This window comes from Planotetraspora silvatica, assembly GCF_016863315.1.
Classification (GTDB): Bacteria; Actinomycetota; Actinomycetes; order Streptosporangiales; family Streptosporangiaceae; genus Planotetraspora; species Planotetraspora silvatica.
Genome location: NZ_BOOQ01000040.1, coordinates 107,526 through 121,897, shown reverse-complemented (window position 1 = coordinate 121,897; position 14,372 = coordinate 107,526). Strand labels below are relative to the sequence as shown.

The window sequence follows — 14,372 nt, the reverse complement described above, 5'->3', positions numbered from 1 at the left end:
GACACCGATGACGCGATCCCGGATATCGACCACGCTCGGATGCGTCAAGATCCGTCATCGCCGCGGGAGGCCACACCCACATGACCCTCAAGTTGCCCGGTGGACGTACGGTCGGCGTCTTGGCGGTGGGCTCGCTCGCCGGATCGCTGCTCGCCGTCGGCGGGATGGCGACCGCTTCCGCCGCCCCCGCCCCGGTGATCTACGCCTGTGTCGACAAGGCTACCCGCGCAGCGCGCATCGTGTCCGCCGGCACCAAATGCCGCACCACCGAGACGCGTACGTCCTGGAACCAGAAGGGCCTCCAGGGTGCGCGAGGGGCCACCGGACCGAAGGGCGCCACCGGCGCGAAAGGCGCCACCGGACCGGCAGGTCCGCAGGGCGCGACAGGCGCACGGGGTCCCGCCGGCCCGCCCGGCACCGCCGGAGCGCCCGACATCCAGATCCTTCAGTCCCGGATCGCCGACGGAGCCGGGCAAGTGAGGTGCCTGCCAGGAAGGATCGCGACCGGCGGGGGGTCCATGCTCCCTGACGGCGCCGCGGTGCGCTCGAGTGTCCCCGTGATTGAGGGCGAAGTATCGGTGGGTTGGTCGGTGAAGACCACACCCGGTACCGGCCCGATCTCCGGAGTCATCTATGTCCTGTGCATGAACGCCTGACCATCCAGCCGTCGATCGTCTCGCTACATCGAGACCCACCGGGGAGGCGCGCCCTGCGGTGCGCCTCCCTTTCGGCGTGCCGGGCCGGCGCACCGAAGACGGGGCGAGACCCGAATGGCTGGTGGCCTGACGGCCGCACTCGTCGGCGCCATCGGTCTGGCGGCCGTCGTCGATCCTGTTCCCGCTCTTGCATCCACCCTCGGAGGCAAAACCGATCTGATCGCGCGGAACTCCACCACCAAGGACCTCTACCTGTACAGGGGAAACGGCGCCGGCGGGTTCACGGCCGGCACGGGCACCGTCGTCGGCAACAACTGGGGCGCCTTCGACGTCATCTTCTCGCCGGGAGATTTCGACGGAGACGGGCGTGTGGCCGTCCTGGCACGTAACGCGACGAATAAGGATCTCTATTTATACAGCGGCGGGTTCCGCGTCCTCTACGAGTTTCCGCGCCAGATCCAGACCGGACTCTTCGCTCAGGCTGATGTCCACCAGCACAAAATCCGGCTGGAGTTGCACCACCATGCGGAAAGCATCCGCGCTCCACGACGCCACGCGGGTGACCGAGATCCCCTCCTGCTCGAGAACCTCCCTCGCGATGTGCAGGAAGTAATCGTTGTCGTCGACGATCAGGCAGGTCAAGTCCATGTCTCCAGCATCGCCACCCCGGGGGGCCGTTAAGCATCCTTGTTAGCAGGAGTCCCATTGGGCTGGCGTGACACCAAAATTGGGCTGGCGGAGATGACGGAGGCGCGTGCCGCGCTCGGTAGCCAGTCTCCGAATAGGTGGATACGTCTAAGCGAACGGACCGTTCAGCGCCCGGAGCGGCAGGAACGCTGGAAGGCCCAGCGTGACCGCGATCGCGAATCGCCGCCATTAAATCACTGCCAGAAAAGTCGGGACGGAGCGTCCTGCTTTCTCAGTCCCTCAACTGGGCGCCCCCCGATGATGTCCCTCACAAAGACCCCATCATGAAGGGCCCCGCGGGTATGGCCAGGGCAGGGAAGGGCGGTCACACTTGGGGTGCTGGCGCGTGGTCGGGGGTTTGTCGGGAGGAAGGTACGGCTGGATGCCGATCGATCTGGCCGGTGCAGTTGCCGGTTACCTGGTTCAGGTGTTAGGGAAGGCCGGGATTGCGCTGGTACGGGGTCCGGCAGACGAGCGGGCGTTACGCAAGGCGATCCATCAGGCCATCGAGGCGGTGGTCGCCCGTGCAGATGAGCAGTCCCGCGAGACGCTGCGGCGTGGGCTGCGGCAGTGTTTCTCCGCCTCGCTACAAATTCCCATCGATGCCTCGCTACCGGTCGGTGACGCGGTGCGGATGGCGATCGCGGGTCAAGCAGGGCAGTTGGCGCAGTGGGTGAACACGCGCACGGGACGCCCGTTCTACCAGGACATAACCATGAGCCCACACTGACAAAACTCTGCATTTTCCCTGGCAGAGCGCGCGCAGAGCCGCGCTGGAAGTGACATCACCTGCTTGTCTCACGCGGCGACGGAGCCAGGCTAGCGGTGCTAAATACCGTCACACGGCCGTGACTACCCGTCGCCAGTCGAGCCGTGCACCGCGTGAGGGCTCCCAGCCGGGGAAGTGGCCTGACCTGCAGATTCGCCGGGAAACGGCGCATGGAGTCACTGACAAAACTCTGCGCCTACTGACAAAACCCTGCGTTTCCACTGTCAGAACGACTGCGCTCAACGGCACCCGCACGCCATCCGCCGTCTACGAGGAGAAAGGTCTCAGGACGATAACTTGCGAGAATTGAACATCTCCCAAGTGATGCTCACCTGACCCGCGCAACGAATCTTCGTTTCTGGATTTCTATTTCCAGAAATTCAGAAAGTCGCTAGATTTGGGTTCCGTGACGACCCCCGCGCCCGCTCCCGCAACGACCGCGTGCAAGCACTGCGGCACCGCCATCGAGCAGAGAACGGGGCGGGGGAGACCCAAGGAGTACTGTCCCGACGGCGACTGTCAGGCGGCGGCCAAGCGTGAGCGTGAGGTGCGCCGGGGAACGCCGGGGCTCGATGGCGCCCTCGCCCGCGTCGAGGATCTCTACGACCGGATGGAGAAGGGGCTCGCGGCGGCCATCGCGCCGCTGGCACAGGTTCTGTCCGAGGAGCTGAGCCCGGCCGGTGTGGAGGCCAAGCTCAGCGCGGTGCAGGCCGAGGCCCACACCCGCGTGGCGATCGCGCATACCGAGCGTGAGCAGGCGCTGGCACAGGTGCGCATGGCGCGCGAGGCCGCCGACGAGGCCAGGCGCGAGACGGAGGAGGCCCGGGTTCGGGCCGAGGAGGCCCACACCGAGCGGGACGGTGCGTTCGCCGATGCCGAGACCGCCCGGGAACAAGCGCTCGCCGCGCTCCGGGAGGCGGCGGCCACCGAACGGCGGGCCAGGCAGGAGGCCGAGGACGCTCACCGCAGAGCCGATGGCGCCGAGGCCGCCAGGGATCAGGCCGCACGGGAACTCGCCGAGCGGGTCGAGAAGGCGACCGCTGACGTACGGCAGGCGGAGGCGCAAGCCGTACAGGAGCGCCAGGAACGGGAGCGGGCCCAGGCGGACGCCGCGAGCGCGCGGAAAGAGGGCGAACAGGCGCAACGGGCGCGGCGTGAGGCCGAGCAGGCGAGCGCGGCGTCCCTCGCCCGAACTCAGGCGGCGGAGGCCGAACGCGACCGCGCGGTCTCCCGGGCCGAGGCCGAGCGAGACCGCGCCGTCGCGGTGGCGGAGGCACAACGTGACCAGGCGCTGAGCCGCGCGGAGGCGGCCGAGACCGCGCGGGCGGTCGCCGTGGCGGACGCCGGCCGGGCCGCCGCCGAGGCGGCGCACTCCGCCGCACGCGTGGAGGAGGCGGCCGGCGAACTGGAGCGCCGGGCGGGCGAGGTTCGTGCGGCGGGCGCTCAGCGGGAGCGGATCGCGGCCGAGCTCGAATTGGAGCGGTCACGGCTGGTGGACCTGCGCGCCCAACTCGAGGCCGCCAGAGCGGAGGCGGCCGAGCTGCGCGAGCGGGCGATCACCGCCGAGTTGCGCCTGCGCGACCACGCGTAGGGCGCCCGGGCGCCCGACGATGAGGCGAAGGGGCTGATCGGCAACCGCGCCGGTGCGATCTGGGTGGCGCCGGATCGCCAGGTCTGGACCGGCTCAGCTCACTTCAGTCGGGGATTGCTCAGCGGGCACTCCCTTGGCGGCCGGGGGCCCACAGTCGGTCGGCGTCGCCGGCGGCGAGCCGGCCTCGGTAGACGTCGATCTTGCGGTCGATGACCTTGAGGTTCTCCTGTATCTCAGCGAGCTTGGCGGTCACGTCGGCGCGGTGGGCCTCCATGAGGGCAAGCCGTTCCTTCTCGTTGCCGGGTCCTGCGGATACGAGTTCGGCATAGCGCTGGATGGTCTTGATGGGCATGCCGGTGGCCCGCAGCCTGGTGCAGACGGTGATCCAGTTCAAGTCTTGCTGCCGGTAGCGCCGCCGGCCGCCGTGGGTGCGGTCGACGGTGGTGATGACCAGGCCGGCGCGTTCGTAGTAGCGCAGGGTGTGCGCGCTGACCCCGGTGCGGCGGGCGGCCTCGGCGATGCTCAGGCCCGCCTGGGGGATGGGGGGAACGAGCCCGGACACCGGCTGCGGGTTGACTTCGAGCACGCTCTAAATCCTAGCGTCGTGGTCGGTCGCGGAGAAAACCTCACCGACGATCCTCAGCAGCCCGCCGATTGGACCCCGCATGCCCGAACTCAGCCAACGCCGCCGATTCCTGGTGCTCGCGATCTGCTGCGCCAGCATGGTCGTCGTGGTGATGGACATCTCCATCGTCAACGTCGCCCTGCCGGCGATTCGCCGGGACCTGCACGCCTCGGTGTCCGGTCTGCAGTGGACGGTCGACGCGTACACCCTGGTGCTGGCCTGCCTCCTGTTGCTGGCCGGGTCCACCGCCGACCGGGTCGGCCGTCGGCGGATCTTCCAGGTCGGCCTCGCCGCCTTCGGACTCGGCTCGCTGCTGTGCAGCCTGGCGCCGAGCATCGGTTGGCTGATCGCGGCGCGTGTGCTTCAGGCCGTCGGCGGCACGATGCTCAACCCGGTGGCGATGGCGATCATCGCCACCACGTTCCCCGACCGGGCCGAGCGGGCCAGGGCCATCGGTGTGTTCGGCGCGATGTCCGGCCTGTCGCTGGGGTTGGGCCCGATTCTCGGCGGCGCCCTGGTCGACGTTTTCGGCTGGCGCTCCATCTTCTTGATCAACGTGCCGGTCGTCGCCGCCGCGCTCGTGTGCTCGGCGCTGTTCGTGCCCGAGTCCCGGGCCGCCCGGGCGCGCCGATTCGACCCGGTGGGTCAGACCCTGGTGATCCTGGTGCTGGGTGGCGTCGTCTACCCGATCATCGAGTCCGGCGAGTCGGGCTGGACCTCGCCGGTCACCCTCGGCCTGCTCGCCGTCGCCGTGCTCGGTGTGCTGGGCATCCTCGGTTACGAACGGCGCCGTGCCGGACCCGCTGCTGGAGCTGCGTCTGTTCCGCAGCGTGCCGTTCAGCTCGGCGATCCTGACGGCGCTCTTCGCCTTGTGCGGGTTCGGCGCGTTTTTGTTCGTGACCACCCTGTACCTGCAGAACGTGCGCGGCATGTCGGCGCTGACGGCCGGGCTGTGCCTCCTTCCGGTCGGGGCGCTGATCGTGGTGCTCGCCCCGCTCACCGGCCGGCTGGTCGGCACGCGCGGTCCCCGACTCCCGCTCGTGGTGTCCGGGGCCGCGCTGGCACTGGGCGGCGGCACGTCGATCTGGCTCGGGCCGGCCACCCCGCTGCCCGCCGTGCTCGCGATGTATCTGCTGTTCGGCATCGCGCAGGGCACCGTCAACCCGCCGATCACCAACTCGGCGGTCTCCGGAATGCCCGCGTCGATGGCCGGGGTGGCCGCCTCGGTGGCCTCCGCGGGCCGGCAGACCGGCACCACCCTGGGTGTCGCGATCGCGGGGACGGTCGTGGGATCGGCCGCGTCCCGCGGTGGTACGGCGTTCACCGCCGCGGCGCACGACGTGTGGTTGCTGGTGCTCGGCCTCGGCGTCGGCATCCTTGTCCTGGGGCTGCTCGGCACCGGGCGCTGGGCCTCGGACACCGCCGCGCGCGCCGCGGCGTTGTTCGACGGCGTGGACGCCGGCGCCGCGGCGGGCCCGTCACGCGGCGCCCGTGTCCACACCCATGGGAACGGTTGAGTGCCGCTCGTCGGGCCGTCGCTGCTCGTGGACGCGGAACGCGGCCAGACAGACCAGGAGCGCCAGCGCGAACGCGGGCAGCCAGGCCAGCCGGGCGAGCACCCAGCCCCCGCCGTCGGGGACGGTGTGCAGCCCGGGCAGCGGCCCGGCGAGCAGCCCGATCGCGGTGACCGCGATCATCGCGGTCTGGTGCCACAGGAAGATCGTCATCGCGGAGAGATTGACCAGCGCCGCCACCGCCCAGACAGCGGGACGCCGTAGCGCCCGGCGCAGCGGGCCGAGGAACAGCAGGACGGCTCCGCACTGGGCGAGCCCGAACGCGACGACCGCGAGAGTGGGCGGGTCGAGGTTCGAGACGGCGGCGCCCGGCACGCCGACCATCGCCGCCGGATAGCCCGCCCACATGACCAGTCCGGTGGCGGCGGCCGCGCCGCCGATCAACAATGCCCACCCGGTCGCACGGCTCCGCAGGTCGCCGCGGGCCCAGGCCGCGCCCAGGCAGTACGGCACCAGCCACCCGGCCACCACGTTGATCGAGCCGAGCCCGGCGGGTCCGCCGAGGCCGTACCGGACCACGTCCACGAACGCGACGGCCGCCAGCGGCCAGACCGGATGCAGCCTGGCGGCCAGCGGGGTCGCCGCCGTCAGCACCGCGAACACCAGCAGGAACCACAGCGGGGACACCACCAGCTTGACCAGCGCCCGCACGGTCTCCAGGCCGGCTCCGAAGGCGAGCATCGCGACCACCGCCACGCCCCACACGATCAGTACGGCGACGACCGGTCTGAACAACCGGCCCATTCGCGTTCCGAGCCACTGTCCGTATCTCGCGCCATGGGCGCGGGCCGAGGCATGACTCTTGGCCCCCACCAGTCCGCCCACCAGGAAGAAGACCGCCAGCGTCTGGAACAGCCAGGAGACCGGGGCGAGCCCGGGCAGGTATCGCAGCGGGCTGGCGGCGTGCACCGTGCCGCTGTCGTCGACCAGCGCGGTCACCAGCCAGTGGCCGAGCACCACGCCGAGGATGGCCAGGGCTCGCAGCGCGTCGACGGCGCGGTCGCGGCCGGGCGGAGTCGCCGCCTCGATCCGCCTGATGAGGTCACGCACCGCCGCCCGCCTCCGAGGGGGTCTGTCCTGAGACGATCCGGGCGATGTTCTCCAGCGCGGGAGAGTGAGCTTTCAGGTAGTCGCTGTGGCCGCCGTCGCCTGCCGCGAAGATCCGGGCACCGAACTCCGGTGAGACCGGGTCGGTGCCGAATCCGATGGTGGCGAACGGAAGGCGGAGCCGTGTGTGCGGCACATGGGCGATCCAGTCGTGCGTGGCCCGGCCCGCCCACACGGTGGCAGGGGTGTGCAGCGCGGCGGCGTCGTCCGCGGTGGTGCCGGCGCTGCCGTACAGGATGATGTCCGCGACTTCGAGCCCGGCCGCGGCCCGGACGCAGACCACGGAGCCGTAGGAGTGGCACACCAGCGAGATCCGGGCGCCGGGCTTGGCCGTACTCAGGTCCCGAACGAAGGAGCGCAGGTCAGGGGCGGCCTCGGCCGCTCGGCCGGGTGTCACCGCCTGGAGGCTCACCGTGCTCGGGGTCCGGTATCCGAGCCAGGCGATGACGGCGGACCGATCGCCGAGCCTCTGCTGCAGTCGCATCGAGCCGCCGCGCAGAAGTCCGTAACGGTCGAGATCGGTGTCGGAACCGGGGACCAGCACAGCGATGCGCTCGGCCCGGGACAGGTCCCCGAAGACTTCGTCGGCCCGGCCGCCGTCGCGGCCGTCGAAGGACAGGAAGTGGCGCGCGGGGTCCGCCATCGCACGCAACATCGCCGCCCTCCACTGGTGGCCGTTGTCGGCGGCCATCCGCTCGGCCGCCCAGATGGCGTCGCGGCTCGCGGCGTACCGATCAGCCAGGGCCGCCGGGGTCGCCGCCGGCAGCGGGGTCGAAGCGGGCGGGACCGGTGCGGGGACCGCGGCGGGGCGTGCCGCGCCCGTCACCGGCACGGCCACCGAGGCGGTGACGAGGACGGCGAGCACGGTGCGGCGCAGGCGGCTCCCGCGCGGACGGGCCGCCATGGCGGATGGTCCTTCCCCGTCTCGCGCCCGTCCGGGTAACCCGCTGCCGACTCCGGCGAAGGTTCGTTCGTAGACTTCGATCACCCGGCCGACGGTGCCGCAGGCCGCACCCGCGCCACATCGGCCTGCGGATTTGCATTCGCGGGAGCATCCCAGACCGTGGATGTACACCCGTGGTCCGATGCCCGGGCGGAAACCGCGCGGTTACGATCGGCGCATGCAGGTCACACCGTCGTTCCCCGTGCTGGAGCGGGTGCCGCCCGGCGTCTGGACGATTCTGGCCTGGTGCGCCGGCGCGGCGGTGCTGCCCGGGGTCCTCTACCGGTGGGACGGGTTGATGACCCTGGCGATCGCCACCGCGCTGGTGCTGGTGGGCAGTGCTCTGCTGCATCGCCGGCCCCTGGCGGCTCTGACCCTGTTGATCGCCGCTTCCGCCCTCGTGTCGTTCCCCTTGAGCTCGGGGGAGATCCCCCTGTTCCAGTTCCTGGCGGTCGACGTCGCGCTGTACTTCATCGCGGCCACCCGGTCCCGCCGGGTCGGAGTCTCCACCGTCGCCATGGCGCTCGCCGTACTCGTCGGCTACCTGGCCACGCAGGTGCTGCTCGGCTGGGACATCGGGACCTCGTGGGAATCGGCGGTGGTCCTGGCGGCCGTCATCGCCTGGTTGATCGGCAATTCGGTGCGCCAGGCCCGTGAGTACGCCGAGAGCCTGAGCGCTCAGGCCGCGGCCCGGGCGGTGAGCGACGAACGGCTCCGGATCGCGCGCGAGTTGCACGACATGGTCGCGCACAACATCGGCATCGTCGCGCTGCAGGCCGGAGCGGCACGGCGCGTCATCGACACGCAGCCGGCGCAGGCGCGTGACGCGCTGGGTGAGATCGAGACGGCCAGCCGGGAGACGTTGTCGGGGTTGCGCCGGATGCTCGGTGCGCTCCGCCAGGCCGAACCCGCAACGGCGTCGCAGACGCTGCCACTCGAACCGGGACTCCGACTGGCCGACGTCGACCGGCTCGCCGCGACGACGACCGACGCCGGGGTCCGTGTCGACGTGCGCCGGCGGGGCGAGCACCGTCCGCTTCCTCCGGAGATCGACATGTCCGCCTACCGCATCATCCAGGAGGCGATCACCAACGTGGTGCGCCATGCCGGCACCGACTTCTGCTGTGTGTCCATCGACTACCGGGCTGAGGAGATCTCCATCGAGGTGCTCGACGACGGGCAGGGCGTCCCCACCACCGCGGGCAGCGGCTACGGCCTGCTCGGGATGCGCGAGCGGGTCGGCCTGCTGCACGGAGAGTTCTCCGCCGGTCCGCGAGCCGAAGGCGGCTTCCGGGTGGCGGCCCGGCTGCCCGTTCCGGCAGAGGTCCGATGACCGTTCGCGTCGTCCTCGCCGACGACCAGCCTCTGGTGCGCGCCGCCCTGCGGATGGTCATCGCCGACGCCCCCGACCTCGAAGTCGCCGGGGAGGCCGGAACCGGCGTGGAAGCGGTCCGGCTGGCCGAGACCGTCCGCCCCGATGTCGTCGTGATGGACCTCCGCATGCCGGAGATGAACGGCATCGACGCGACCCGGCTGATCACCTCGGGCCCTGGCGGGGCCCACGTCATCGTCCTGACCACCTTCGACGACGACGATCACGTCTACGGCGCGTTGCGCGCCGGCGCGTCGGGATTCCTCGTCAAGGACATGGCCCTGGACGACATCCTCGCGGCGATCCGCGTCGTCGCCGCCGGTGACGGGCTGATCGCACCCAGCGTCACCCGCCGGCTGATCGAGGAGTTCGCGGGACGGCCGCCCTCCGCCCCGAAGCGCCGCCCGGTCGACGGCATCACCGAGCGTGAACGCGAGGTGCTGACTCTCGTCGGCCGTGGCAGGTCCAACACCGAGATCGCCGCAGACCTGGTCATCAGCGTCGCCACCGTCAAAACGCATGTGACACGGCTGATCGCCAAACTCGACGCCCGCGACCGGGTCCAGCTCGTGATCATCGCCTACGAGTCCGGCCTGGTGTCCGCGACTCAATGACGGGGCCCCTCCGCGGGCACAACCGCGCGCACCCGCTCGGCCAGTTCGGCGGGGGGGAGGAGACCCCGCGGTCACGCGCCCGCGGGCCCCGTATAGGTGTGGGTCCGGGTGTACGCGCGGAAGCCCATGGACTCGTAGAGCCGTTTGGGGAGGGGATAGGCGGCGTCTCCGCGCGAGTAGACGACGGCGCGCCGGCCGCCCGCATCGGCGAAGGCATGCAGTACGGCGGTGCAGACGGAGCGGGCGAGGCCGAGGCGACGGTGGCCCGGATGTGTGCCGACCGGTTCGAACTCGCCGGTTCCGTTGGCCTCGTCGTACCAGCCCTGGCAGTAGGCCACGACGTCACCGGCGGGTGACACCACGACGAGGTCCAGTTCGGGGCGGTAGGGCCACGTCTCCCTCATGCGGGCGTGCCGCTCGGCTGTGACCCGGGTCGACCCGAAGGCGGCGCGGTGCGCCGCGGCCCGCCCGGCCACGTCGGCGTGGTCCCGCTGGGCTCGCATCGTGTAATCGTCCGGCAGGCGGGGCGCATCCGGCAGATCGATGAGCGGACGGTCGAGACACACCATGAAAGGGCCATCGGCGGCACGGGCGTAGCCGCGCCGTTCCAGCGCGGCGGCCAGATGCGGTTCGGTCTCGGCGACCTCGGCACTCAGCGGGCCGGCGGCCACCCGTTCGGCCCAGTCGAGCACCTCGTCGGCCAGTTCGGGGTGGCCGGGATCCACCTGGAGCATCAGGCCGTCAGGCGATTCCAGCCACCCCCACGCCAGCGTCCGGTCCCCGTGTGTCCAGATCGCCGTCGGGCATTCGGCTTCCCGGTCGAGGGACAGACACCAGTTCCAGGTGAGGTCACCGATGTGCCGATATCCGGTCGCGGGGAAACTCCGGACGGCCAGAGCCTGCATGGCGCGCAGCGCCACGGGACCGGCGTACTCGCTGCGTCGCATGGCCGCCATGCTGCCCAACCTGCTCTCGGACCGGCAACGAGTTATCCCGGCGCCGGACATCGCGGCCGATGGGCAGGCCGCCGTTCCGCCCGACGGGTCAGGTCACCGTCCCGTGCCCCCGAAGGAACACTCGTCCTTCGATCCCAGCCACCTCTTGACCGATCCCCACGCGGAGAGGCTGTCGGCGATGCAGGCACCGTCGACGCTGTTGGACACGCCGGGGAACCCACTCGCGGCCCGGGCCACGGCGGAGAAGTCCGCACCCGGTCTGACCTGGATGCGGAAGGCCTCGGGAAGGTCCGACGGGACGACCGTCCATAAGAGTTCCGGCTTGTCGGTCATGTTCCTGCGGAAGTTCTCCCATGCCTGCTGCTGGTCTTCGAAGGAGACACTTTCCACGTCGGGCCGTCTCTCCAGCGCCCGCCGAAGCTTCTCCCGTTCCGCATCGGTCGCCTCGCCGCTCTTGCAACTCGCGAAGACGTCGTCCTCCATGCAGAGGAAGACCGACACCACAGGCCTACCGGATGACTCGACGGCGCTCAGGGATACGGCGAGGGTGCTCTCCTCCTGCGGTTCCGGGGACGGCGACGCGAGCCGTACCAACCCGAAAGCCGTCACGGTCACGGCCAGAGCCGCGGCGGCGATCTTGAATCGGCCTCCTCCGGCACGCGGCGCGGGCAACGGGAGGTCGTCGTCCCGGACGGTCCGCGCGCGGGCGGCCATGGCGTCACGCAGTCGATCCTCGATGGCGCTCATACGTCCTCTCCAGATTCGTCTTGTCCGTCTCCCAGTTCGCGGAGCAGCCTGGCCAGGGCTCGTGCGGTCGTGGACCTGACCGTGCTCCGCCTGACGCGCATGATCTCCGCGATCTCGGACTCGGGCAGGTCGAGGTAGTAGCGCAGGACCAGGGCCTCTCGCTGGCGTCGCGGCAACCGGCCGAGCGCCACCAGCACCTCTCGTCGTGACTCTCCGACCAACGCGGCGGTCTCCGCGGAGTCGACCAGGTCCGTGACCCGCTCGGTCCGCCGCAGGGCGACCGCCCTGCGGCGGAGCACCGATCGGGCGGCGTTCAGGACACAGGTCCTCACGTACGCGAGTGTCGTGACGCCCGGCCGCCACTTGCCGTGCAGCCGGGCGAACACGTCCTGCACGATGTCCTCGGCTGTCTCCTGGTCACCGACGAGGAGCACCGCCAGCCGGACCAGGTGGAGCCGGTGGTCGCGATAGAGGGCGACCACCTCGACGTCGGGGGAGCCGGGGATCAGGACTGACGGAGTGGGCGCCTGGGGCACCCGCTCCGTCAGTCGTAAGGTTTCACCGTCCATGTCGTATGAACGCGGGCCTCCGCCGATCCGCTGCTTCTCCACTGAATTCGCCTGGTTCCTCGGCCGTGACGGGGCTGCCGCCTTCGGCGGTGTGGCTGCGCACCGTCCCGCCGGCGGCTGTCCCGTACCGCCGAGTTACGAGGCCGGGTTTCGGGGGGATTCCGGGCAGAAGCCCGTCTCGAAGAGCTTGGTGAAGGTCTCCAGGAAGTCGTTCCAGTCGCCGTTCAGGTTGCTCACCATCGTGTGGGTGCCCTGGCGGTTGCCCATCACGTACGACATCGAGCCCTGGATGAAGCCGCCGCCGCCCCAGACTGTGACCCCGCACGGAAGCGTCTGGGAGTAGACGCCGAGGCCGTACCTGGTGTTCGGGACCCAGCCCGAGCCTTCCGTCGACACGGTGGTGAACATCTCCTTCTGCTGGGCGGGAGGGAGGAGGCGGCCGTGCAGCAGCGCGCTCAGGAACAGGTGCAGATCCGAGGTCGTCGAGATCATGCCGCCGGCGGCCCAGGCCCAGCTCAGGTCCATTTCGGTCACGTCGTGGATCTCCGCGTCGGGGCCGGTCCGTCCCAGCTTCGAGTAGTGCCGCGCATGCGGGTCGCGGATCGTCTGTTCATCGCCTGGGAGGTAGGTCCCCGTCAGACGCAGCGGGCGGGCGATGCGGCGCTCGATCTCATCCGCGAGAGTCGAGCCTGTCGCACTCTCGACGATCATTCCCGCGAGGTTGTAGTTGACCTTGGAGTAGATGAAGCGCTTCCCTGGCTCTTCGGGGCGCGGGGTCTCCTGGCCGAGGATTGCGTCGGGGAGTCCGCTGGTGTGGTTGAGCAGTTGCCTGATGGTGATCTCGGTGCCGTCCGCGCCGAGGGACTCCTCCACGACGCCGGGCAGCCACTTGGCCACCGTGTCATCGAGGGCCGGCTTTCCTTCGGCCGCCAGTTGCAGGACCACCGTGCCGGTGAACGCCTTGGTGAAGCTGCCGACGCGAAAGTGCTCACCTGGTTGGCGTTTACGGCCGGTCGTCATGTCGGCCACCCCCGCCGTGCCGAACCACGGTGTCGCGTGGCCGTCTCTGATCTCGGCGACCATGCCGGGGCCGCCCCCGTCGGCCACGACCTGGTCGAGCGCGTGCTGAATGTCGGCGTGGCCTCGGCCGCGGTCGGCCGCGGGGGTCATCAGGCGCTCCCGGCCACAGTCGGCGCGCCGGCGAGCAGGCCTGTGCGGGCATGGAACATGGACATTCTGCCTCCTTGGGCATGGAAGAACGGTCGGAGACGGCGGGGGTCAGGCATGGCTCTGCCGCCGGCGACTCGTTACTCGCTGTCGTCGTCGGTGATGGTGTCTTGGACGCGGGTCAGCAGGTCCGTACGGTCGACGCCCGCCAGGGCCAGGGCGCGTGGCACCGTGCCGGCCTCGGCCTGCAGGATTCCGAGCAGTACGTGCGCCGACCGCAGGTCCTTCTTGCGGGGAACCGAGGCGAAGCCGCGCTCAAGGGCGAGCTTGCCCGTCGCGCCCATGGTGGGCAGGCGCTTGAGTGTGGCGCTCGGCCGGGAGAGGCCGAAGGAGTCGCGGAACACTCCGACCGTGCTCAGGCTGTGGTCGAACTCCCGGTCGAGAGCAGCCTGGATCGCCTCGTGGTCGAGGCCGGCGGCGGCCAGGACGCGCTGCGGGGCGGTGCCCTCCTGGGCCGCGACGGCCAGCAGCAGATGCTGCGCCTCGACCGTGGCTGATCCGTGCCTCTGCGCCTCGACCGCTCCTTCCATGATGATCGTATGGATGTACTCGTCGAACGGGCTCATGGTGAACGTCTCCTCAGCTTGACGCCCGCGGCGATGAGCCGCTTGGCGTGCTTCCTGTGGACGGCTTGACGGGTCACGCCGAGTGCCTCGGCGACGTGCGGCCAGCTCCAGCCCGCGCGCATCGCCTGTTCGACGGCGGCGTCCTCCAGCTGGTCGGCCAGGCGCCGTAGTGCCACTACGGCCGCCAGCGCGTCGGCAGGGTCCTGGGGGACGGGGATGTCGGTCGCGGGCATGTAAGCAACATTAATTGACTAATCTGGAGATAGTCAACATGAGTTGCTTATAAGGGCCGCTCCATCGCAAAAACCCGGCCATGGTCGGCAAAGGGTCGGCCGACGAGGCGTTTCGGACCGGCGAGCGGTCACATAA

General features: G+C 70.4%; 16 protein-coding genes and 2 pseudogenes. 8 read left to right on the top strand and 10 right to left on the bottom strand.

Annotated features, from left to right (window positions below):
* Nucleotides 1-80: 80 nt before the first annotated feature.
* Nucleotides 81-656 carry a hypothetical protein gene (locus Psi02_RS40820; RefSeq protein WP_275415281.1) on the top strand — a complete coding sequence of 192 codons (576 nt, stop codon included), beginning with the start codon at nt 81-83 and terminating at the stop codon, nt 654-656.
* Between the two features lie 114 nt (nt 657-770).
* Nucleotides 771-1,022, top strand: a pseudogene (locus Psi02_RS41155) (FG-GAP-like repeat-containing protein); the annotation flags it as partial.
* Between the two features lie 45 nt (nt 1,023-1,067).
* Here the strand turns inward: Psi02_RS41155 and Psi02_RS41150 are convergent.
* On the bottom strand, nt 1,068-1,304 hold the full coding sequence (locus Psi02_RS41150; protein WP_203978771.1) for a response regulator: 237 nt from the start codon (nt 1,302-1,304) through the stop codon (nt 1,068-1,070).
* Nucleotides 1,305-1,725: 421 nt separating this feature from the next.
* Here Psi02_RS41150 and Psi02_RS28150 point away from each other — a divergent pair, with 421 nt between their 5' ends.
* Nucleotides 1,726-2,073, top strand: a complete 348-nt coding sequence (locus Psi02_RS28150; protein WP_203978769.1) for a hypothetical protein — start codon at nt 1,726-1,728, stop codon at nt 2,071-2,073.
* 445 nt (nt 2,074-2,518) lie between these two features.
* A complete protein-coding gene (locus Psi02_RS28145; protein ID WP_203978768.1) occupies nt 2,519-3,703 on the top strand; it encodes a coiled-coil domain-containing protein in 1,185 nt (394 codons plus the stop codon).
* Between the two features lie 118 nt (nt 3,704-3,821).
* Here the strand turns inward: Psi02_RS28145 and Psi02_RS28140 are convergent, their stop codons facing one another.
* Complete coding sequence (locus Psi02_RS28140; protein ID WP_239095218.1) at nt 3,822-4,289, bottom strand: MerR family transcriptional regulator; 468 nt, start codon at nt 4,287-4,289, stop codon at nt 3,822-3,824.
* A 79-nt stretch (nt 4,290-4,368) separates the two neighbouring features.
* Here Psi02_RS28140 and Psi02_RS40265 point away from each other — a divergent pair.
* Nucleotides 4,369-4,947, top strand: a pseudogene (locus Psi02_RS40265) (MFS transporter); the annotation flags it as partial.
* A gap of 52 nt (nt 4,948-4,999) precedes the next feature.
* A complete protein-coding gene (locus Psi02_RS40260) occupies nt 5,000-5,845 on the top strand; it encodes an MFS transporter (RefSeq protein ID WP_308442276.1) in 846 nt (281 codons plus the stop codon).
* On the opposite strand, the gene Psi02_RS28130 is transcribed toward Psi02_RS40260, so the two are convergent.
* Together Psi02_RS28130 and Psi02_RS28125 are read right to left on the bottom strand one after the other, a co-directional pair.
* Complete coding sequence (locus tag Psi02_RS28130; protein WP_203978765.1) at nt 5,807-6,952, bottom strand: acyltransferase family protein; 1,146 nt, start codon at nt 6,950-6,952, stop codon at nt 5,807-5,809. The two genes, Psi02_RS40260 and Psi02_RS28130, sit on opposite strands and share 39 nt — an antisense overlap.
* Nucleotides 6,945-7,997 carry an alpha/beta hydrolase gene (locus Psi02_RS28125; protein WP_239095216.1) on the bottom strand — a complete coding sequence of 351 codons (1,053 nt, stop codon included), beginning with the start codon at nt 7,995-7,997 and terminating at the stop codon, nt 6,945-6,947. The genes Psi02_RS28130 and Psi02_RS28125 overlap by 8 nt, the downstream gene beginning before the upstream one ends.
* A gap of 133 nt (nt 7,998-8,130) precedes the next feature.
* On the opposite strand from Psi02_RS28125, the gene Psi02_RS28120 reads away from it, so the two are divergent.
* Complete coding sequence (locus tag Psi02_RS28120) at nt 8,131-9,285, top strand: sensor histidine kinase (RefSeq protein WP_203978764.1); 1,155 nt, start codon at nt 8,131-8,133, stop codon at nt 9,283-9,285.
* A complete protein-coding gene (locus tag Psi02_RS28115; RefSeq protein ID WP_203978762.1) occupies nt 9,282-9,938 on the top strand; it encodes a response regulator in 657 nt (218 codons plus the stop codon). The genes Psi02_RS28120 and Psi02_RS28115 overlap by 4 nt, the downstream gene beginning before the upstream one ends.
* A gap of 71 nt (nt 9,939-10,009) precedes the next feature.
* Here Psi02_RS28115 and Psi02_RS28110 read toward each other — a convergent pair whose 3' ends face one another.
* The 6 genes from Psi02_RS28110 to Psi02_RS28085 all read right to left on the bottom strand — a co-directional run bounded on the left by Psi02_RS28110 (nt 10,010) and on the right by Psi02_RS28085 (nt 14,236).
* Nucleotides 10,010-10,885: a GNAT family N-acetyltransferase gene (locus Psi02_RS28110; protein ID WP_203978760.1), complete on the bottom strand. Its 876-nt coding sequence runs from the start codon at nt 10,883-10,885 to the stop codon at nt 10,010-10,012.
* A gap of 102 nt (nt 10,886-10,987) precedes the next feature.
* Nucleotides 10,988-11,641 (bottom strand): permease-like cell division protein FtsX, encoded by a 654-nt coding sequence (locus Psi02_RS28105; RefSeq protein WP_203978758.1) that lies wholly within the window; start codon nt 11,639-11,641, stop codon nt 10,988-10,990.
* Nucleotides 11,638-12,252: a sigma-70 family RNA polymerase sigma factor gene (locus Psi02_RS28100; protein ID WP_239095215.1), complete on the bottom strand. Its 615-nt coding sequence runs from the start codon at nt 12,250-12,252 to the stop codon at nt 11,638-11,640. The genes Psi02_RS28105 and Psi02_RS28100 overlap by 4 nt, the downstream gene beginning before the upstream one ends.
* 93 nt (nt 12,253-12,345) lie before the next feature.
* Nucleotides 12,346-13,380, bottom strand: a complete 1,035-nt coding sequence (locus Psi02_RS28095; protein ID WP_203978756.1) for a serine hydrolase domain-containing protein — start codon at nt 13,378-13,380, stop codon at nt 12,346-12,348.
* Nucleotides 13,381-13,517: 137 nt separating this feature from the next.
* Nucleotides 13,518-14,003, bottom strand: a complete 486-nt coding sequence (locus tag Psi02_RS28090; RefSeq protein ID WP_203978754.1) for a Clp protease N-terminal domain-containing protein — start codon at nt 14,001-14,003, stop codon at nt 13,518-13,520.
* Nucleotides 14,000-14,236 carry a hypothetical protein gene (locus Psi02_RS28085; protein WP_203978746.1) on the bottom strand — a complete coding sequence of 79 codons (237 nt, stop codon included), beginning with the start codon at nt 14,234-14,236 and terminating at the stop codon, nt 14,000-14,002. Before Psi02_RS28085 ends, Psi02_RS28090 begins: the two co-directional genes overlap by 4 nt.
* Nucleotides 14,237-14,372 lie beyond the last annotated feature (136 nt).